This window comes from Cupriavidus sp. GA3-3 (assembly GCF_000389805.1).
GTDB lineage: Bacteria > Pseudomonadota > Gammaproteobacteria > Burkholderiales > Burkholderiaceae > Cupriavidus > Cupriavidus necator_D.
Genome location: NZ_KB944478.1, coordinates 51231 through 68721 on the forward strand (window position 1 = coordinate 51231; position 17491 = coordinate 68721).

18 protein-coding genes and 1 tRNA gene are annotated in these 17491 nt (G+C 67.3%); 7 read left to right on the top strand and 12 right to left on the bottom strand.

All coding sequences use genetic code 11. The features are described 5' to 3' along the window. Nucleotides 1–4 precede the first annotated feature (4 nt). The 4 genes from C265_RS14020 to C265_RS14035 form a co-directional block, all read right to left on the bottom strand. Complete coding sequence (locus tag C265_RS14020; protein WP_010808954.1) at nt 5–844, bottom strand: protocatechuate 3,4-dioxygenase subunit beta; 840 nt, start codon at nt 842–844, stop codon at nt 5–7. Nucleotides 845–866: 22 nt separating this feature from the next. Then, on the bottom strand, nt 867–2519 hold the full coding sequence (locus C265_RS14025) for a class I adenylate-forming enzyme family protein (RefSeq protein WP_010808955.1): 1653 nt from the start codon (nt 2517–2519) through the stop codon (nt 867–869). After that, complete coding sequence (locus C265_RS14030) at nt 2516–3304, bottom strand: citryl-CoA lyase (protein ID WP_010808956.1); 789 nt, start codon at nt 3302–3304, stop codon at nt 2516–2518. Before C265_RS14030 ends, C265_RS14025 begins: the two co-directional genes overlap by 4 nt. A gap of 140 nt (nt 3305–3444) precedes the next feature. After that, nucleotides 3445–3738, bottom strand: coding sequence for a hypothetical protein (locus C265_RS14035; protein ID WP_011614942.1), 294 nt, complete (start codon nt 3736–3738; stop codon nt 3445–3447). Nucleotides 3739–3990: 252 nt separating this feature from the next. Between C265_RS14035 and C265_RS14040 the strand changes: the two genes are divergently transcribed. Next, the gene (locus C265_RS14040) at nt 3991–4641 is read left to right on the top strand and encodes a TetR/AcrR family transcriptional regulator (protein ID WP_051398466.1); all 651 of its coding nucleotides are present in this window, start codon (nt 3991–3993) and stop codon (nt 4639–4641) included. A gap of 139 nt (nt 4642–4780) precedes the next feature. On the opposite strand, the gene C265_RS14045 is transcribed toward C265_RS14040, so the two are convergent. From C265_RS14045 to cysS, 6 genes are all read right to left on the bottom strand, one after another. Continuing rightward, a tRNA-Ser gene (locus C265_RS14045) sits at nt 4781–4874 on the bottom strand. A 129-nt stretch (nt 4875–5003) separates the two neighbouring features. After that, nucleotides 5004–6254: an aspartate kinase gene (locus tag C265_RS14050; protein WP_010808959.1), complete on the bottom strand. Its 1251-nt coding sequence runs from the start codon at nt 6252–6254 to the stop codon at nt 5004–5006. Between the two features lie 122 nt (nt 6255–6376). Further along, nucleotides 6377–7828 (bottom strand): tRNA lysidine(34) synthetase TilS, encoded by a 1452-nt coding sequence (gene tilS / locus C265_RS14055; RefSeq protein WP_371258353.1) that lies wholly within the window; start codon nt 7826–7828, stop codon nt 6377–6379. Further along, nucleotides 7794–8765 carry an acetyl-CoA carboxylase carboxyltransferase subunit alpha gene (locus tag C265_RS14060; RefSeq protein WP_010808961.1) on the bottom strand — a complete coding sequence of 324 codons (972 nt, stop codon included), beginning with the start codon at nt 8763–8765 and terminating at the stop codon, nt 7794–7796. The genes tilS and C265_RS14060 overlap by 35 nt, the downstream gene beginning before the upstream one ends. Nucleotides 8766–8880: 115 nt before the next feature. Then, nucleotides 8881–9708, bottom strand: a complete 828-nt coding sequence (locus tag C265_RS14065; protein WP_010808962.1) for a DNA-3-methyladenine glycosylase — start codon at nt 9706–9708, stop codon at nt 8881–8883. Continuing rightward, the gene (gene cysS, locus C265_RS14070) at nt 9705–11093 is read right to left on the bottom strand and encodes a cysteine--tRNA ligase (RefSeq protein WP_010808963.1); all 1389 of its coding nucleotides are present in this window, start codon (nt 11091–11093) and stop codon (nt 9705–9707) included. Before cysS ends, C265_RS14065 begins: the two co-directional genes overlap by 4 nt. A 283-nt stretch (nt 11094–11376) precedes the next feature. Between cysS and C265_RS14075 the strand changes: the two genes are divergently transcribed. The 4 genes from C265_RS14075 (at nt 11377) to C265_RS14090 (ending at nt 14131) form a co-directional block, all read left to right on the top strand. Then, nucleotides 11377–12087, top strand: a complete 711-nt coding sequence (locus C265_RS14075; RefSeq protein ID WP_010808964.1) for a tetratricopeptide repeat protein — start codon at nt 11377–11379, stop codon at nt 12085–12087. A gap of 74 nt (nt 12088–12161) precedes the next feature. Then, complete coding sequence (locus C265_RS14080; protein WP_010808965.1) at nt 12162–12743, top strand: peptidylprolyl isomerase; 582 nt, start codon at nt 12162–12164, stop codon at nt 12741–12743. Nucleotides 12744–12766: 23 nt separating this feature from the next. Continuing rightward, the gene (locus C265_RS14085) at nt 12767–13267 is read left to right on the top strand and encodes a peptidylprolyl isomerase (RefSeq protein WP_010808966.1); all 501 of its coding nucleotides are present in this window, start codon (nt 12767–12769) and stop codon (nt 13265–13267) included. 66 nt (nt 13268–13333) lie between these two features. Then, on the top strand, nt 13334–14131 hold the full coding sequence (locus C265_RS14090; protein ID WP_010808967.1) for a UDP-2,3-diacylglucosamine diphosphatase: 798 nt from the start codon (nt 13334–13336) through the stop codon (nt 14129–14131). Between the two features lie 30 nt (nt 14132–14161). Here C265_RS14090 and cysE read toward each other — a convergent pair whose 3' ends face one another. Next, the gene (gene cysE, locus C265_RS14095) at nt 14162–14905 is read right to left on the bottom strand and encodes a serine O-acetyltransferase (RefSeq protein ID WP_010808968.1); all 744 of its coding nucleotides are present in this window, start codon (nt 14903–14905) and stop codon (nt 14162–14164) included. Nucleotides 14906–15210: 305 nt separating this feature from the next. Beyond that, entirely contained in the window at nt 15211–16041 is an 831-nt protein-coding gene (locus C265_RS14100) for an RNA methyltransferase (protein ID WP_010808969.1), read from the bottom strand. Nucleotides 16042–16232: 191 nt separating this feature from the next. On the opposite strand from C265_RS14100, the gene C265_RS14105 reads away from it, so the two are divergent. Beyond that, nucleotides 16233–17051, top strand: a complete 819-nt coding sequence (locus tag C265_RS14105; RefSeq protein ID WP_010808970.1) for an inositol monophosphatase family protein — start codon at nt 16233–16235, stop codon at nt 17049–17051. A gap of 223 nt (nt 17052–17274) precedes the next feature. Next, complete coding sequence (locus tag C265_RS14110) at nt 17275–17490, top strand: YdcH family protein (RefSeq protein ID WP_010808971.1); 216 nt, start codon at nt 17275–17277, stop codon at nt 17488–17490. The last annotated feature ends 1 nt before the right edge of the window (nt 17491 follow it).

Below are 17491 nucleotides of genomic sequence, written 5' to 3' on the forward strand. Positions count from 1 at the left end.
CGGCTTACTGCGCCGTTTCAGGCTGCAGCACGATATCCAGGTTGACCAGCTGGTAGCCGTCGCGCTCCGGGTGCGGCAGCGCGTCGACGATGTGGTCGTCGATGGTTGAGAAGATGCAGTCGACCGGATTGGCCGGATCACCGGCGAAATACAGCTGCGACGTCAGGTTCCGGTAGCCTGGCTGCATCACCCGGTAGTGGATGTGCGGCGCGCGCTGCCGGTTGCGGCCCAGCCGCTTCATCAGCACGCCCACTTCGGTATCCTCGCGGCCGATGATGTAGCCACCCGGGCGGATGGTGAACACCTGGAAGCTGCCATCGGCCTCGCAACGCAGCTTGCCGCGCAGGTTGTCTTCCGACTGCGAGTCATCTTCGTTCTCATAGCGGCCGAACTGGTTGGGCTGCCATACGATCATCATCGCGCCCGGTACCGGCTTGCCGGTGGCGGCATCCAGCACGCGGCCGCGCACCTCCAGCCGCTGGCCAGGCTCGTCGTCGGTGGCGATATGGCATGGGTTGGAGCCTTCGGCGATCTCGTCCTTGGGGAACGGACCGGTCACGTTCTGCGGCGTGGCGTGGTCATCGGTGCGTGCCAGGTCCAGCGCGCGCATGGTCAGGCCCATCATGTCGCACAGCATGATCAGTTCATCCTGCTGGGCCACCTTGCCTATCCAGGTGGCGATCCGGTAGAGCTGCCGGTCGGTCAGCTTCAGTTCGTCCAGCATGGCGTGGAAGTGCTTCAGCGCCACGCGGAACTGCGCCTGCAGGACCGGGTCCGCGCCGGGCGCATCGCTGCACATGGCATCGAAGGCGCGTTGCAGGGTGTAGTTGTCGGGGTTGTCCATCGCTGTCTCCGGTGATTCTTTGTCAGTGGCTGGCGGCGGCCATGTCGATGGCGCGGGCGAACAGGGTTCCATCCGCTTTCAGCTTGTGCTTGGCCGGCTTGTGCGTAGGGGTGTGCGGAATGGCATCCACGGCGACGACATAGCGCGGCAGCTTGTGCACGGCCAGCCGGTCCCGAGCCCAGGCGAGCAACTCGCCCGGCTCGACCGACTGCCCGGGGCGGAACTGCACCGCCAGCAGGATCTCTTCTTCGCCCAGGTCCGCCGGCACGCCGATGGCCGCCGCTTCCTCGACTGCGGGGTGCTCGCCGAAGATGCGGTCGAGCTCGGCTCCCGACACGTTCTCGCCCTTGCGGCGGATCACGTCCTTCTTGCGCGCGACGAACACGTAGTAGCCATCGCTGTCCTGGCGCACCAGATCGCCGGTGGCAAACCACCCGTCGCGGAACGCGGCCTCGGTCTGCACGGCGTCGCGGTAGTAGCCCTGCATCAGCGTCGGGGTGCGGATCAGCAGTTCGCCCGCGGCGCCGGGTGCCACGTCGTGGCCGTCGTCATCGACGATGCGCGCCTCGGGCACCGGCACGGCCGGGTCCGGGTGCGGCGAGATCAGGCCCATGGTGCCGAGCTTGTGCGGGCCGTTGAACGGATTGGCGATGACGCCGGGGATTTCCGTCATGCCGTAGCACTCGATCAGGCGCGGCACATGGAATTCCTGCTTCATCACCCGCACCATCTCCTGGGTCTGCGGCGCAATGAACATCTTGGTAATGCGATGGCCCGGCACGAATTCCGCGCGCGGGCGCCGCGCCAGGATGCTGCCGGCGGCGGCCACCAGGTTGACCTCGGTCGCGCCGCTCTCGGCCGCGAAGCGCCAGAACGACGACGCCGAGAAACGGCGCATCAGCACCAGGCAGCCGCCGCAGGCCAGCGCCCCGCCCACCGAATACATCAACGCATTGATATGGAACAGCGGCATCACGCACATCACGCGCTCGTCCGGCTGCAAGTGCAGGCGGCCGACAAAGGCCTCGGCGGTCAGCACGTAGCCACGATGGCTGTGCATGGCGCCCTTGGGAAAGCCGGTGGTGCCTGAGGTGTAGATGATCAGGGCGGTGCTGCGGTCGCTGTCGACGCCCGGGGCAGCGTTGGCCGGCTGCGCCGCATGCGCCGCGATCGATGCGGCCAGCGTCGGCACGCCGTGATCGCCATCCTCGTTGGCGCGCAGCCAGACGTCACCGCCCAGGTCCGCGGCCACGGCGGCGCCGGTCGCCAGCGTGCCGGGCGCGCACACCAGGCCGCACACCTGCGCGTGCCGGAATACGTACAGCGCCTCGTCGAGCCGGTACTCGGGATTGGCCGGCACCATGGTCGCGCCGATACGGGCCAGCGCGAACATCAGCACCACGGTGGACGGATGGTTGGTCGAGAGCACGCCGACACGGTCGCCGGGTCCGACTTGCATCGCCTGCGCCAGCCAGTCCGCGGTGAGGCCGATCCGTTGGTCGAGCTGGCGATAGCTCCAGGTCTCGCCCTCGAACACAAGCGCCGGCTTGTCCGGGTGCGCCGCCACGCGGGCGGCAAGGAAGCCGGTGAGCGTGGCATCGTGGGCGCGGTACTGCCTGAGCACATCGAGCGGCGCCACCAGCGCGTCGCCGGCAGGGAGTGCGGGCGGCTTCATGATGCTTGCGCCGGCGCGGCGCTGTAAGTGATGGCGTGTTCGGCGGCGTCGGCCAGGATAAAGCCGATGGGTTGCGCGCGCTCTTCCTGCAGGTGGGCGATCAGGCTCGCCACGCGGGCCAGCATCGGTACGCCCTTGAGCGCGCTGGCGGGATAGCCGGCGTCGAGCAGCACCGCGGGGATCGCGCCCGACACATTGAGCGGCAAGGCCTTGCTGTAGTGCTCGGGAACCGCCGCGGCCACCGCCTCGAGCGCGGCGACGTGGTCGCCCGAGATGCCGAGTTCACGCGCGAATGTCAGCAGGCGGTGCGCGCGCGGATCGCCCTGCTTGTGCGTGGGGTGGCCGAAGCCCGGCAGCGGCTGTCGCGCCTGCCGCAAGGCCCGCACCACCGCGTGCGCGCTGTCTGCCAGCGTGCCGGCGTCCCGGCCGGCCAGCACTTGCGCCAGCATCTGCCCGGCGGTTTCCGAGGCCCCCAGGATCACCGAGCCGCAGCCCAGCACGCCCGCGGCCACCGCGCCCTGCAGGGCGTCGGGGGCGGCGGCGAGCGTCATGCGCGCGGCCTGCACCGAGGGCACCAGTCCGTGTTCGGCAATGGCGACCAGGCAGGCATCGGTGATGGCCACCAGCTTTTCGTCCGGCTGGCGGCCGGTAAGCAGGAACAGAAAGTAGGCCGTAAAGCCGATCTTGCCGATCAGTTCCTGGCTGAGATCCTTGCCATGCACCGACACCCCGTGGAGGTCCACATGGGCAATGGCGGTGTGGCCGGTGCGTTTGGCATCCGTCACGTTGTCTCCTATTTTTGCGCTACGCGCAATCTAATGCGGTATACGAATTATTCTAGGGCGTGCCACAGTGCATTGCAAGGTCGGGAATACCTGCACCGGGAGCCAGCCGGCACTGCGCCAGGCGCAGCGCCGGCACATCATCAGGCACGGTCCGACGGATCGGTCTCGCCGATCCGGGCGAGCGCGCCATCGGTGAAGGGATCGACCTCGCGTACCGCGCCGTCCAGATACGGATCGGCCTTGCGCGCTGCGACCTTGCGGAACTGCTCGTCCACCAGCCGGCCCGGCTGCGAACGCTGCGCCGACCCGGCCGAGGGGATCGAGCCATGTGCCGCACGTGCGCCATCTGTATAGACATCGGGCGACCGCACCGCGGCCTGGGCCGCCGAAGCCATCACCAGCACCACTGCTGCGCCAAACATTGCCGTTTTCATCACTTGCTCCTGTTAAGCATCGAAGAGAAGAGCGACGGTTCTGGCCGGGGTCTGGGGTCCAGCCCTTCAGCGCGTCGCCCATGGTGGCAAATATAATTAAAACCGTACCGTATGGTATTCTTAAATTCGAAATGAGTCGTTCTGATTTATTGAAGCCATGAGCTTGTCACATGGGGAAACGCAGCAGCCTGCCGGCTTTTGGTAGACTGCGCAGGGCCCCCGGCATGGGGTGCGCCGCCACGCCTGCACCAGATGAACTCTCCAGAAAGCGCTTCCCCCCCTGTGGTCCACCACCCGCCCGTGCGCATCACGCGCCGCGGCGAAGAGAAACGCGCGCTGATCCTGAGCACCGCCGCGGACATGTTCCTGGAACATGGCTATGACGGCGTCAGCCTGGATGACATCGTCAAGGCGTGCGGCGGCTCCAAGACCAACGTGTACAGCTATTTCGGCGGCAAGGACGGACTCTTCGTCGCGGTGGTGGAGCGGCTATGCGACCGCTTCCTGGAGAAGACAGAGAAAGGACTGGACCTGTCGCGCTGCAACGCCGCGCAGGGCCTGCACAGGATTGCGCACAGCTTCCTGCATTCGCTGCTGGAAGAACGGCACCTGGCGTTCCTGCGGCTGATCTTTGCGGAGTCGCGGCGCTTTCCGGCGCTGGGCAATGCCTGGTACACGCGCGGCCCGGAGGCAACGTGCGCCTATATCGCGGCCTTCCTGTCCGCGCAGCAGGCCAACGGCATCCGTCTTGCGGCAAGTCCCGAGGCCAGCGCCCGGCTCTTCCACGGCATGGTGCTGGCCAGCGTGCTGCACCGGACGCTGGCAACCGGCATGCGGCCGGACGAAAGCGAGACCGGTGCGCTGATCAACAACGCCATCGCCGTGATCGTGCCGCAGGACTGAAATCGCAGCGCGGATCGCTCATCGCGCCGGGATGTCCGAGATGCCTTGAATGCGCGATCCTCTGGCACAAGGCATCTGATGGGCCAGAAAAACAAAAACCCCGGAAGACCGCGATCTTCCGGGGTTTCGCCGCCATGACTGGCGGAGACGGAGGGATTCGAACCCTCGATCCAGGTTTTGGCCCGGATGCTCCCTTAGCAGGGGAGTGCCTTCGACCTCTCGGCCACGTCTCCCAAACTTGCGTTGTGTGAGGGAGCCACACAACGAAGCGCGTATTCTAGCGGCGCCGCACGTGTTGGTCAACGAAAAATCGATCACTCAACACAAAAATCGCGGCCCCGCCAGAAGTGTTCACGAACGGATCACGCCTGTTCCAGTTCGAAGGCCTTGTGCAGCGCGCGCACGGCCAGTTCCATGTACTTCTCGTCGATCAGCACCGAGATCTTGATTTCCGAGGTGGAGATCATCTGGATGTTGATGCCCTCTTCCGACAGGGTGCGGAACATCTTGCTGGCGATGCCCACGTGCGAGCGCATGCCCACGCCCACCACCGACACCTTCGATACCTTCGGGTCGCCCGACACGCTGCCGGCGCCGATATGCGACTTCACGCCGTCGTTCAGGATGGCCAGCGCGCGCTGGTACTCGCCGCGCGGCACGGTGAAGGTGAAGTCGGTCTTGCCGTCGACGGACTGGTTCTGGATGATCATGTCGACGTCGATGTTGGCGTCGGCGACCGGGCCCAGGATCTGGTAGGCGATGCCCGGCTTGTCCGGCACGCCCAGAACGGTGATCTTGGCTTCGTCACGGGCAAAGGCGATGCCGGAGATGACGGCTGCTTCCATGGTGGAGTCTTCCTCAAAAGTGATCAGCGTGCCCGAGTGCATTTCCTGCTCGAGCGGCATAAGCGGGTCGGTCAGCGACGACAGCACGCGAGTCTTCACGCGGTACTTGCCGGCGAACTCCACGGAGCGGATCTGCAGCACCTTGGAGCCGAGGCTGGCCATTTCCAGCATTTCTTCGAAGGTGATCTGGTCCAGGCGGCGGGCGTCTTCGACCACGCGCGGGTCGGTGGTGTACACGCCGTCGACGTCGGTGTAGATCAGGCACTCGTCGGCTTCGATCGCGGCGGCGATGGCCACGGCCGAGGTGTCCGAGCCGCCACGGCCGAGGGTGGTGATGTTGCCGTCGTCGTCGATGCCCTGGAAGCCGGTGATCACGACCACGCGGCCGGCGTCGAGGTCGGCCAGGATGCGCTCGTCGTCGATCGATTCGATACGGGCCTTGGTATAGGCCGAGTCGGTCTTCACCGGCACTTGCCAGCCGGTGTAGCTGACCGCGTCAATGTCTTCGCCGTGCAGCGCGATGGCCAGCAGTGCCACGCTGGCCTGTTCGCCGGTCGAGGCGAGCATGTCCAGCTCACGCGGATTGGGCTGCGGCGAAATTTCCTTGGCGAGTCCCAACAGGCGATTGGTCTCGCCCGACATGGCCGAAGGCACCACGACTACGCGGTGACCGGCGCGGTGCCATTTGGCCACGCGCTTGGCGACATTCTTGATGCGTTCCGTGGAACCCATCGAAGTGCCGCCGTATTTGTGAACGATGAGAGCCATCTTCTTGTCGACGCCAGCGATTATGCAAAGCCCTTGAAAATACACGAACAAGCCCTGTCAGGCAAGGCGGGAGCGGGATTCGGCTGCAGAGCGGGAGTGATGCCGACGGCGATCCGGCCGCTTCAGTGCGGCGGCATCGCCACTGCCGGCGGCCGCGGATGCCACTCGACGCGCCAGCGCGGCGCCGCCGGGGCGTCCGGCCAGCGGCGGTGCATGCCGAGGCCGGCGGCCAGCACCAGGGTATCGCCAGACCACAGCAGCGGCAGCCAGGCGCGGCGCCAGGCCGGGATGCCGGCTTCCTGGCAGGCTTGCTTCAGGGCCCGGGCCGGACCGCCCGGGCGCAGCACGATACGCTCGCCGCCACTGCGGGCGGCCAGGCGCAAGGGCTGGCGCAGCGCCGCTTCGGGCACGCCGAAGGTGTCATCGCGGAAGAAATGGAGTTCGCCGCGCCAGCCGGGCACGACGATACGGGCCTCGCCGCGCCAGTCCAGCATCACGGGTGCCGGCGCGGCAATCGGTGGCGGCGTGCAGGCCAGCACGCGGTCGCGGAAGCGGCGCAGGACCAGCCCTTCATGCGCGATCGCGGGCTCGCCGCCAGCGTGGGCGACCAGTTGCTCGCGCATCGCCGCCAGCCTGGCGGTGGACGGCGCGCGCACGCCGAGGTCGCGCAGCCAGAAGCGCAGCACGGCATCGGCATGTGCCACGGGCAAGGCGCGCAGCCCTCCCAGGTCGAGTTCGGCAAGCGTGTCGGCATCGCGGCCGGGGCGTGCCAGCGCCGCCAGCGAGGCGGCTGCCAGTTCATCGATCAGTGCGCCTGCCTGGGCGAAATGCGCTGCCGCCTGCACCACGTTGGCCGACAACGCCGGAAAGGCCGCGACCAGCGCCGGCAGGTGCGCGCGCAAGGCATTGCGCGCATAGCGCTCATCGGCATTGGACGGGTCGTCGACCCATTGCAGCGCGTTGGCCGCGCAGTAGGCCTCGATCTCGGCGCGGGCCACATCCAGCCAGGGGCGCAGCAGCGTCACGCCGCTGCGCTCGTCGAGCGGGCGCAGCCCTGGCATGCCGGCCATGCCGGCCACGCCGGCGCCGCGGAACAGCCGCAGCAGCACGGTCTCGACCTGGTCGTCCTGGTGGTGGGCAAACAGCAGCAGGCGCGCGCCGCTATCGGCACACATCGCCGCCAGCGCGGCGTAGCGCGCGCGGCGCGCGGCCGCTTCCACGCCCTCGCCCACTTCGGGCTGCACCGACACCCGCCGCACGAAATAGCCGACCTGCCACTGCGCGCACAGCGCGGCGCAGAAGCGGTCCCAGTCGTCCGCATCCGCCTGCAGGCCGTGGTGGACATGCAGCGCCACCACGCGCGCGCCAACGCCCCACTCCGCCGCGGCCGCACGGGCGGCATGCAGCAGCGCGACCGAATCGCGTCCGCCCGACAGGGCCACCGCGATCGTCGGCGCGCCCGTGCCGCCGCCAGAAACAACAAAGGCCGCACCGGCCTGGAGGGCCTGTGCGACCTTGTCGGTCAGCCGGGCGGACGGGTCAGTCCTGGGTGCCGGTTTCCTTGAACTTGCCATAGGCGAGCAGGCGCTCGTAGCGGCGGGCCTGCAGCTCCTTCACGCTCATGCCCTGGAACTGGCGCAGCGACTCGGCCAGCGAGCGCTTGAGCATCGCCGCCATGCCCTTGTAGTCACGGTGCGCGCCGCCCAGCGGCTCGCTCACGATCTTGTCGATCAGGCCCAGCGCCTTCAGGCGGTGCGCGGTCAGGCCCAGCGCCTCGGCGGCTTCCGGTGCCTTCTCGGCGGTCTTCCACAGGATCGAGGCGCAGCCTTCCGGCGAGATCACCGCGTAGGTGGCGAACTGCAGCATCTGCACCACGTCGCCCACGGCAATCGCCAGCGCGCCGCCCGAACCGCCTTCACCGATGATGGTGGCGATCAGGGGCACCTTCAGGCCGGCCATCACGTACAGGTTGTGGCCGATGGCTTCGGACTGGCCGCGCTCTTCGGCGTCGATGCCGGGGAATGCGCCCGGGGTGTCGACGAAGGTGAAGATCGGCAGGCCGAACTTGTCCGCCAGCTCCATCAGGCGCTTGGCCTTGCGGTAGCCCTCGGGCTTGGGCATGCCGAAATTGCGCATGGCGCGCTCTTTCGTATCACGGCCCTTCTGGTGGCCGATGACCATGCACGCCTGGCCGTTGAAGCGCGCCAGGCCGCCGATGATCGAAAGATCGTCGGCAAAGGTGCGGTCGCCGTGCAGCTCGTGGAAATCGGTAAAGATCTCGCGCACGTAGTCCAGCGTATAGGGACGCTGGGGGTGGCGGGCGATTTGCGCAACCTGCCACGGGGTCAGGTTGGCGTAGATGTCTTTGGTCAGCTGCTGGCTCTTGCCAGCCAGCCGCGAAATCTCTTCGGAAATATCAACAGCCGAATCGTCCTGCACAAAGCGCAGTTCTTCGATCTTTGCCTCGAGTTCGGCAATGGGCTGCTCAAAATCCAGGAAGGTGGTTTTCATAAAATCACACGTACCTGTCTGTGAAGGGGCGCATTCTACCGGAATTTGGTCGCTATCTTAGCGCCTGCCAGATAGCCCGGACTGCACCTGCCACTAAATTTTCTTGCTGCAATGCCTAATACGTCACTGGGAGCGGGTCAAGACTGCGCCACATATACCACGTGGCCACGGTTCGCCAGGGCTCCCAGTTGGCCGCCACCTCGCGCGCCTCGCTGCGCGTGACCGGCTCGCCGCTGAAGTAATTGGCGGAGATCGCGTTGATCAGGCCGATGTCATCGAGGGGCAGCACGTTGGGCCGCATCAGGTTGAACATCAGGAACATCTCGGCGGTCCAGCGGCCGATGCCGCGTATCTGCGTCAGCTCCGCAATTACCGCTTCGTCGTCCATCTGCGCCCATTCGCCGACATGCACCGTGCCCGCCTTGAAATGGTCGGCCAGGTCGACCAGGTATTCCCCCTTGCGCTTCGACAGGCCGCAACCGGCCAGCTTCTCGGGACCGGCGCGCAGGAACTGTGCCGGGGTCAGCCTGGGGCACAGGGCATGCAGCCGCTCCCACACCGACTGTGCCGCCTTGACCGAGATCTGCTGGCCCACCACCGCGCGCGCCAGCGTGACGAACGGATCCCCGCGCGACACCAGGTGCGCCGGGCCGTAGGTCGGGATCATCTTGCGCAGGATGCGGTCGCGCTTCATCAGGTCGGCGCAGGCCTCGTCCCAGTAGGCGGGGCGCACCGCGTCGATGACGGTTTCGACCGGCAGCGGCACCGCATCCGCTTCGGGCAGCACGGCCTTGGCGTTGCGCGTGTCCCTGGCCGTGTCTTTGCCGTCAGGCAGCGGCGCCTCCTTGGCGCCAGCCTTGCCCGGGCGCGGACCGGCCGCCTTCACCCGGCCCCTCGTGGCGGGAGGCGTGGCGATGGCGGGCTTGCGCGCGGCAGCGTTCAAGCACGCCTCCACTCGGTGGCACCGCCCGGCTTGTCTTCCAGCACGATGCCAGCTTCCAGCAGTTGCGCACGGATGCGGTCCGCTTCGGCAAAGTTGCGCTCCACCTTGGCGGTCTTGCGCGCGGCGATCAGGGTCTCGATCTGTTCCGGCGAGATGCCGTCGTCGGACCTGCCGCCTTGCAGGAAGGTATGCGGATCGCGCTCGAGCAGGCCCAGCGTGCCTGCCAGCCCCTTGAGCTGGCGCGCAGCCGCGGTCGAGCCGGTGCGGTTGATCTCGCTGGCCAGATCGAACAGTACCGACATCGCAATCGGCGTGTTGAAGTCGTCGCCCATGGCCTCGGCAAAGCGCCTGGCGTGCGGCTCGTCCCAGTCCACCGCGCAGCCGCCCGGCTGGCTGTCCTTGAGCGCCGTGTACAGGCGTGTCAGGGCGTGACGCGCATCGTCCAGGTGCGCGTCGCTGTAGTTCAGCGGGCTGCGGTAGTGCGCGCGCAGGATGAAGAAGCGCACGACCTCGGCGTCGTACGACTTCAGGACCTCGCGGATGGTGAAGAAATTGCCAAGCGACTTGGACATTTTTTCGTCGTTGATGCGCACGAAGCCGTTGTGCATCCACATGTTGACGAAGGGCTTGCCGCTGGCGCCTTCAGACTGCGCAATCTCGTTCTCGTGGTGCGGGAACTGCAGGTCTGCCCCGCCGCCATGGATGTCGAAATGCTCGCCCAGCAGCGTGCAGCTCATGGCGGAGCATTCAATGTGCCAGCCCGGGCGGCCGGCGCCCCACTTCGAGTCCCACTTGCTCTCGGGCGGCTCGCTGGCCTTGGCGGACTTCCAAAGCACGAAGTCGAGCGGGTCCTGCTTGGCGTCGTTGGCGCTGACACGCTCGCCGGCGCGCAGGTCTTCCAGCGACTTGCCCGAGAGCTTGCCGTAGCCGGCGAACTTGCGCACCGAATAGTTCACGTCGCCGTCGCTGGCCTGGTAGGCCAGGCCCTTGGCTTCCAGCTTGCCGATCATGTCGAGCATCTGCGGCACGTAGTCGGTGGCGCGCGGCTCGTGGTCGGGGCGGATCACGCCCAGCTCGGCGGCATCCTCGTGCATGTACTGGATGAAGCGCGTGGTCAGCTCGCCGATGGTCTCGCCGTTCTCGGCCGCGCGGCGGATGATCTTGTCGTCGATGTCGGTGATGTTCTGCACATACGTCACCTCGTAGCCGGCGGCACGCAGCCAGCGGTGCACCATGTCGAACACCACCATCACGCGAGCGTGGCCAACGTGACAATAGTCGTACACCGTCATGCCGCACACATACATGCGGACCTTGCCGGGTTCGATTGGCACGAATGGCTGTTTCTCACGCGCGAGCGTGTTGTAGATGTTCAGAAGCTGCATGAAACGAAGTGAGTGGTGAGAGGAGACTGCCGGGGTTCGCACAGCAGGCAGCACGGGCCGTGGCGCCGGTTGCCCGGCGCCTGGCAGGCCGCCGGCGGCAACGCGGCCACTGGCGCAATTCCGTCGCGCCCCATATCTTACCGGAAGGCGCTGCGCTGGTTGCCTCCGGCACGGCGCCGCCAGCGCCGCGCGAGATGCCGCGCCCGCTGCCCCGATGTCATCGCCTTCGTGCCGGACTTGCCGCTTTGCTAGAATGCCGCGGAGTATAACGGACCTGTCCTCAATGAGCCTGCCGCTGCCCTCCCCGTCTTCTGCCATGTTCGCCGCCCCCGCGCGCCGACGCGGCCATCGCGCCGTACTGCCCCTGCTGGCCCTGGCCGCCGCGCTGGCGGCCCCTGCCTACGCGCAGAACGGCCCGCTGTCGCTGGCCGCGCCGACGACGCCGGTCGGCGGCATCCAGTCGACCGATCCTGGCATGAGCGAGGCCCAGCAGGCGGCCAACGCGCGCCGTTACGACGAAGCCATCAAGGGCTTCGACCGCGTGCTGGCCGCCAACCCGCGCAATGCGCAGGCACGCTTCCAGCGCGCCTGGGCCCTGGCCCAGTCCGGCCGCGAGGACGCCGCCATCCAGGCCTTTGCCGAAATGGCGCAGGAGTTCCCGGAACTGCCCGAGCCCCACAACAACCTGGCGCTGCTCTACGCCAAGCGCGGCGACCTGAAGCGCGCCGAGGCCGAGTTGCTGCTGGCCACCGAAGTCAAGCCGGGCTTTGCCATCGGCTATACCAACCTGGGCGACGTCTACCGCCGCCTGGCCGAGCAGGCCTACGCCGAAGCGCTGCGCCGCAATCCGGGCGATACCCGCGCCAGTGCCGGCCTGCGCCAGCTGAACCCTGATGCCGCGGCGCCGGCCAAGCCGGCGGCGCCCGCCGGCACCGGCCGCAAGGCGCCGCCAACGCAGCGCCAGGCACCTGCCAGCGCCCCTGCAGCCAACTGACGGCCACTCATCCCAAGGTCCGGGCGCGGCGCGCCCGGACCATGTGCATCATCCAGACATACCGGAGTTCCTTCATGATCCGTTCCCGCCGCATCGTCCTGGCCGGCCTGACCGCAGGCGCCCTGGCACTGTACTCGTTCAGCGCGCTGGCTCAGCAGGCCGCCGAGCGCGTCCAGTTCGTCACCAGTGCCGGCAAGTTCACCGTCGAGCTCTACCCCGAGGCCGCGCCCAGGACCGTCGCGAACTTCCTGGAATATGTGAAGAGCGGCTTCTACAGTGGCACCATCTTCCATCGCGTGATCAATGGCTTCATGGTGCAGGGCGGCGGCTTCGACCGCGACATGAAGGAAAAGCCCACCCGTGCTCCGATCCCGCTGGAAGCCCGCGGCGGCCTGAAGAACAAGGCCGGCACGGTGGCCATGGCACGCACCAGCGACCCCAACTCGGCCACCGCGCAGTTCTTCGTCAATGTGGTGGATAATCCGAATCTCGACTACCCGCAGCCGGACGGCAACGGCTACGCAGTGTTCGGCAAGGTGGTGGAAGGCATGGAGACGATCGACAAGATCAAGAGCGTGCCGACCACGGCCTACGGCCCCATGCGCAATGTGCCGGCCGCGCCGATCGTGATCGAGTCGGCCACCGTCGTCAAATAACACTACCGAACAGAGGAAATCCCATGTCCAAGGTCCAGCTCCACACCAACCAGGGTGTCATCACCATTGAACTCGACGCCGAAAAGGCCCCGAAGTCGGTCGAGAACTTCCTGTCGTACGTGCGCAAGGGCCACTACGACAACACCATCTTCCACCGCGTGATCAAGAACTTCATGATCCAGGGCGGCGGCTTCGAGCCCGGCATGAAGCAAAAGGGCACCGACGCCCCGATCGAGAACGAAGCCGGCAACGGCCTGAAGAACGACCGCTACACCGTGGCCATGGCGCGCACCAACGCCCCGCACTCGGCCACCGCGCAGTTCTTCATCAACGTGGTCGACAACGACTTCCTGAACTTCTCCTCGCCCACGCCGCAGGGCTTCGGCTATGCCGTGTTCGGCAAGGTCGTGGAAGGCACCGACGTGGTCGACCAGATCAAGGGCGTGCGCACCGGCAGCTCGGGCTTCCACCAGGACGTGCCGCTGGAAGACGTGGTGATCGAGAAGGCCGTCATCGTCGAGTAAGCCGATGCCTGACGATTGCGGTTCCGTGCGCATCCACGTGCCGGCATTCCCCTTCCGACACCGCGCATGACCGCAATCTCCCACACGCCGGTGGCCGGTCCCTTCGAGGCACAGGCGCCGGCGTGGTTCATTTCAGACCTGCACCTGACGCCCGGCATGCCCCGCACGCTGGCGGCCTTCGAGCGCACGCTCGAGCGTGCCGCGCAGCACGCGCGCACGCTGTTCATCCTGGGCGACTTCTTTGAATTCTGGATCGGCGACGAAGAAACCGACTCGCCCTTCGCGCAGCGCGTGACCGCAGCCCTGCGCGCACTGGCAGCGCGCGGCGTGGCTGTGTACCTGATGCACGGCAACCGCGACTTCCTGCTGGGCCAGCGCTTCGCCAGCGCTGCCGGTGCCAGCCTGCTGCCCGACCCCGCCGTGATCCACTGTGCCGGCCAGCGCGTGGTGCTGAGCCACGGCGACATGCTGTGCATCGACGACGAACGCTATAACCGCTTCCGCCGCTGGACCCGCAAGCGCTGGGTGCAACGCGTGTTCCTGGCACTGCCGCTGAGCGCGCGTCTGTCGATCGCCCGCAAGCTGCGGGCAGACAGTGAAGGCAACCGCGCCAGGCAATTGAGCGCAGGTGCGGCCGTTCCGGTGATTTATGGTGATGTGGCGCCCGCGGCCGCGGCCGAGTTGCTCGGCGCCGCCGGTGCGTCGCTGCTGGTGCACGGACACACGCACCGCCCGGCACGGCATGAAGAAGCCGCCGGCGTGCGCTGGGTGCTCACTGACTGGGACCTGGATGGCGCCCATCCACGCGCCGCGGTGCTGCAACTGGATCGCGACGGCTTCCGCCTGTTGCCGCAGACCGACTGAGCGGCAACGCCGGCCCGGTCCCTGCCCCGCTCACTTCATCAGCCTGCGCAGTTCGCTCGCGTCGAAGGGATCGTTCGGCGTGTTCTCCAGGTGTTCGCCAAGCCGGTCGAGCGCGGCCAGCACCGCCTCGATGCGGTCGTGCTGGCGCCCCGCATTGTCGATCAGGCTCTTGAGCGCCAGCGACACCGGATCGTCCGCATTGGGCGTGATGCCATAGGCCGAGAACTCCTGCTTGGCACCCTGCTGCGCCGATGGCGCATCCGGCAGGATGATGCGGGCCGGGATGCCCACGGCGGTCGCGCCCGGCGGCACCGGCTTGAGCACCACCGCGTTGGAGCCCACGCGCGCGCCGTCGCCCACCACGAATCCGCCCAGCACCTTGGCGCCCGCGCTCACCACCACGTTGGCGCCCAGCGTGGGGTGCCGCTTCTGGCCCTTGTACAGCGAGGTGCCGCCCAGCGTCACGCCCTGGTAGATGGTGCAGTCATCGCCGATCTCGGCGGTCTCGCCGATCACCACGCCCATGCCGTGGTCGATGAACACGCGCCGGCCCAGCTTGACCGCCGGATGGATTTCGATGCCGGTGAAAAACCGCGCCCAGTGCGAGATCCAACGCCCCAGCCAGTGGAAGCCCGCGTTCCAGCATCGATGCGCAAAGCGGTGGAACACCACGGCATGCAGGCCGGGGTAGCAGGTCAGCACTTCCAGGCGGCTGCGCGCGGCGGGATCGCGCAGCATGATGGTGTCGATATCTTCCTTCAGGCGAGAGAACATCTTGGTCGTGTCGTGTTGCCGCGCCGTGCGCCGCGCCACGCGGGCTGGTGCCCGGGGCAGGGTCGCCGGCGAGGTCAGTGGCCGGTGGGGACGGGATCAGGGAGTGTAAGTGATTTGCCGGGCCCGCTTGGGGTACCGGTGTTTGGCCCCTGATCCGTCAGGGACATTGCGGCGATGCTGCGATCAACATCGCCCGGGCCTGCGCAAACCCGCAGCCGCGGGGCGACAGCACGCGCGCTTGCCGCGCGTGCCTGCCTCGCCCTGCATCGAATCGCTCCGGTTTGCTGCCACTGTCCTTGCTCCTGTCACCGGTCCTTGTGCGGGCCCGGCTGGTTCTGCGCGGCGATCAGCATATGCTTGGCGATGCCGCGCAGGATATTCACTTCCTCGCGCTCCAGGCCGCTGCGTGCCAGCAGCCGGCGCAGCCGGGTCATCAGCCTGCGCGGGTTGGACGGATCGAGAAAACCGATTGCCTCCAGGCCCGTCTGCAGATGGCCGAACATGGCCTCGACCTGCTCGGCCGTGGCCGGCTCACCAGCATAGCCGATATTGGCGCCGGCGTCCGGGGCCGCCTCCAGCAGCGCCAGCCGCATCTCGTAGGCGATGAGCTGCACTGCCTGCGCCAGGTTGAGCGAGGTATAGGCGGGGTTGGCGGGAATATGGGTGACTGCGTTGCAGCGCTCGACCACTTCATTGGGCAGGCCATAGCGCTCGTTGCCGAACACGAAGGCAACGCCGCCGCTGCCGGACAGCGTCTGGCGCGCACGTCCCGCTGCCGCGCGCGGCAGCAGCCGCGGCGGGCCGAATTCGCGGTGGCGCGCGGTCATCGCCACGGTCAGCGCGGCGCCGGCCAGCGCCGCGTCGACCTGATCGACGATGAGCGCGCCTGCCAGCACATCGTCGGCGCCGCTGGCCATGGCGACGGCGTCGGAGTGCCGCAGCACATCCGGCTCGCGTGGCGAGACCAGCACCAGGCTGCCGAAGCCCATGGTCTTGATCGCGCGCGCCACCGAGCCCACGTTGCCCGGGTGGCTGGTTTCGACCAGCACGAAGCGCACGCGGCCAAAAGCGTTGCCGCCGGTATCACCGCTGTTGCCATCGGCAGCGGGCTGGCTCGTATCAATTGCCGGGTTCATATACAATTCGGGGTTCTTCTTTGGCGCGGCGCCAGGTTTTTGCTTGCTCGCGAGACTCTCGCGGCACATTTGCAGCAGAACCGGCGACGCCCGACGTTCTTCTACAATCCGTTGTGTTGTCAGCTGCCCATGAGCGGGCGTGCGGCGCTTTTGCGCCCCGCCGCGTCGTCGTGGCCGGCCTGGAGAGATTCATGCATCCGATGCTCAATATCGCCATCAAGGCGGCCCGCAAGGCGGGATCCATCATCAACCGCGCGTCGCTCGACGTCGATCTGGTGCGCGTCTCGCGCAAGCAACACAACGATTTTGTCACCGAGGTGGACCGCGCCGCCGAAGCCGCGGTGATCGAGATCCTGCGCACGGCCTACCCGGAACACGGCATTCTAGCGGAAGAATCCGGCCAGTCCTGGGCCGAGGGTGAAGACTCCCACGAGTACACCTGGGTCATCGACCCGCTGGACGGCACCACCAACTTTATCCACGGCTTCCCGCAATACGCGGTCTCGATCGCCCAGCTGCACCGCGGCACGCCCGTGCAGGCCGTGGTCTACGACCCGACCCGCGACGAGCTCTTCACCGCCAGCAAGGGCGCCGGCGCCTTCCTGAACAACCGCCGCATCCGCGTTACGCGCCGCGACAAGCTGGCCGACTGCCTGATCGGCACCGGCTTCCCGTTCCGCGACCTGGAAGGCCTGGACGAATACATGGAATTGTTCGCGCTGATGACCCGCAACTGCGCCGGCCTGCGCCGCCCGGGCGCCGCCGCGCTGGACCTGGCCTATGTGGCCTGCGGCCGCCTGGACGGCTTCTTCGAGCGCGGCCTGCAGCCGTGGGACATGGCTGCAGGCATGCTGCTGATCACCGAATCGGGCGGCCTGGTCGGCAACTACGCCGGCGAGCCGCGCCAGATGGAACAGGGCGAAGTGCTGGCCGGCAATCCCAAGGCGTTCGCCCAGATGGTGCGCCTGCTGTCGCCGTTCTCGCTGGACAACGCCAAGCCCGCCGCCTGACACCGGCACATGGCCTGACGGCCAGATCAGCCACACCCCGACGCCCGCCGCACCCCGGCGGGCTTTTTGCATGGTGCGCCCCGCGTGCCACCGCACCCGGCACTGCAGACCTTTCTCATTCCCGAGACGGCCATGATCCTCGTCAAGGTCGCCCCACCCTGCCCTCCCCAAAATGAAACCATGCGCCACGCCCCGTGCGCGCGGATCCATCAGGAGAGCCAGCATGTTTCCCGAATACCGCGACCAGATCACCACCCTGAAGACCCAGGATGCCCGCTTCGCGCGCCTGTTCCACCGCCACAACGCGCTGGACCAGGAAATCCACAACATGGAGTCGGGGCTGGTGCCGGCCTCCACCTTCGAGATCGAGCGGCTGAAGAAAGAGAAACTCCTGCTCAAGGACCAGCTCTACGCGATCCTGCGCAACACCGCAGCCTGAC

What these genes read in the sequence shown, in the direction of transcription:
- C265_RS14020 (WP_010808954.1), bottom strand. Translation starts at nt 844, where the DNA reads ATGGACAACCCCGACAACTACACCCTGCAACGCGCCTTCGATGCCATG.
- C265_RS14025 (WP_010808955.1), bottom strand. Translation starts at nt 2,519, where the DNA reads ATGAAGCCGCCCGCACTCCCTGCCGGCGACGCGCTGGTGGCGCCGCTC.
- C265_RS14035 (WP_011614942.1), bottom strand. Translation starts at nt 3,738, where the DNA reads ATGAAAACGGCAATGTTTGGCGCAGCAGTGGTGCTGGTGATGGCTTCG.
- C265_RS14040 (WP_051398466.1), top strand. Translation starts at nt 3,991, where the DNA reads ATGAACTCTCCAGAAAGCGCTTCCCCCCCTGTGGTCCACCACCCGCCC.
- C265_RS14050 (WP_010808959.1), bottom strand. Translation starts at nt 6,254, where the DNA reads ATGGCTCTCATCGTTCACAAATACGGCGGCACTTCGATGGGTTCCACG.
- tilS (WP_371258353.1), bottom strand. Translation starts at nt 7,828, where the DNA reads ATGGCAAGTTCAAGGAAACCGGCACCCAGGACTGACCCGTCCGCCCGG.
- C265_RS14060 (WP_010808961.1), bottom strand. Translation starts at nt 8,765, where the DNA reads ATGAAAACCACCTTCCTGGATTTTGAGCAGCCCATTGCCGAACTCGAG.
- cysS (WP_010808963.1), bottom strand. Translation starts at nt 11,093, where the DNA reads ATGCAGCTTCTGAACATCTACAACACGCTCGCGCGTGAGAAACAGCCA.
- C265_RS14075 (WP_010808964.1), top strand. Translation starts at nt 11,377, where the DNA reads ATGAGCCTGCCGCTGCCCTCCCCGTCTTCTGCCATGTTCGCCGCCCCC.
- C265_RS14080 (WP_010808965.1), top strand. Translation starts at nt 12,162, where the DNA reads ATGATCCGTTCCCGCCGCATCGTCCTGGCCGGCCTGACCGCAGGCGCC.
- C265_RS14085 (WP_010808966.1), top strand. Translation starts at nt 12,767, where the DNA reads ATGTCCAAGGTCCAGCTCCACACCAACCAGGGTGTCATCACCATTGAA.
- C265_RS14090 (WP_010808967.1), top strand. Translation starts at nt 13,334, where the DNA reads ATGACCGCAATCTCCCACACGCCGGTGGCCGGTCCCTTCGAGGCACAG.
- cysE (WP_010808968.1), bottom strand. Translation starts at nt 14,905, where the DNA reads ATGTTCTCTCGCCTGAAGGAAGATATCGACACCATCATGCTGCGCGAT.
- C265_RS14100 (WP_010808969.1), bottom strand. Translation starts at nt 16,041, where the DNA reads ATGAACCCGGCAATTGATACGAGCCAGCCCGCTGCCGATGGCAACAGC.
- C265_RS14105 (WP_010808970.1), top strand. Translation starts at nt 16,233, where the DNA reads ATGCATCCGATGCTCAATATCGCCATCAAGGCGGCCCGCAAGGCGGGA.
- C265_RS14110 (WP_010808971.1), top strand. Translation starts at nt 17,275, where the DNA reads ATGTTTCCCGAATACCGCGACCAGATCACCACCCTGAAGACCCAGGAT.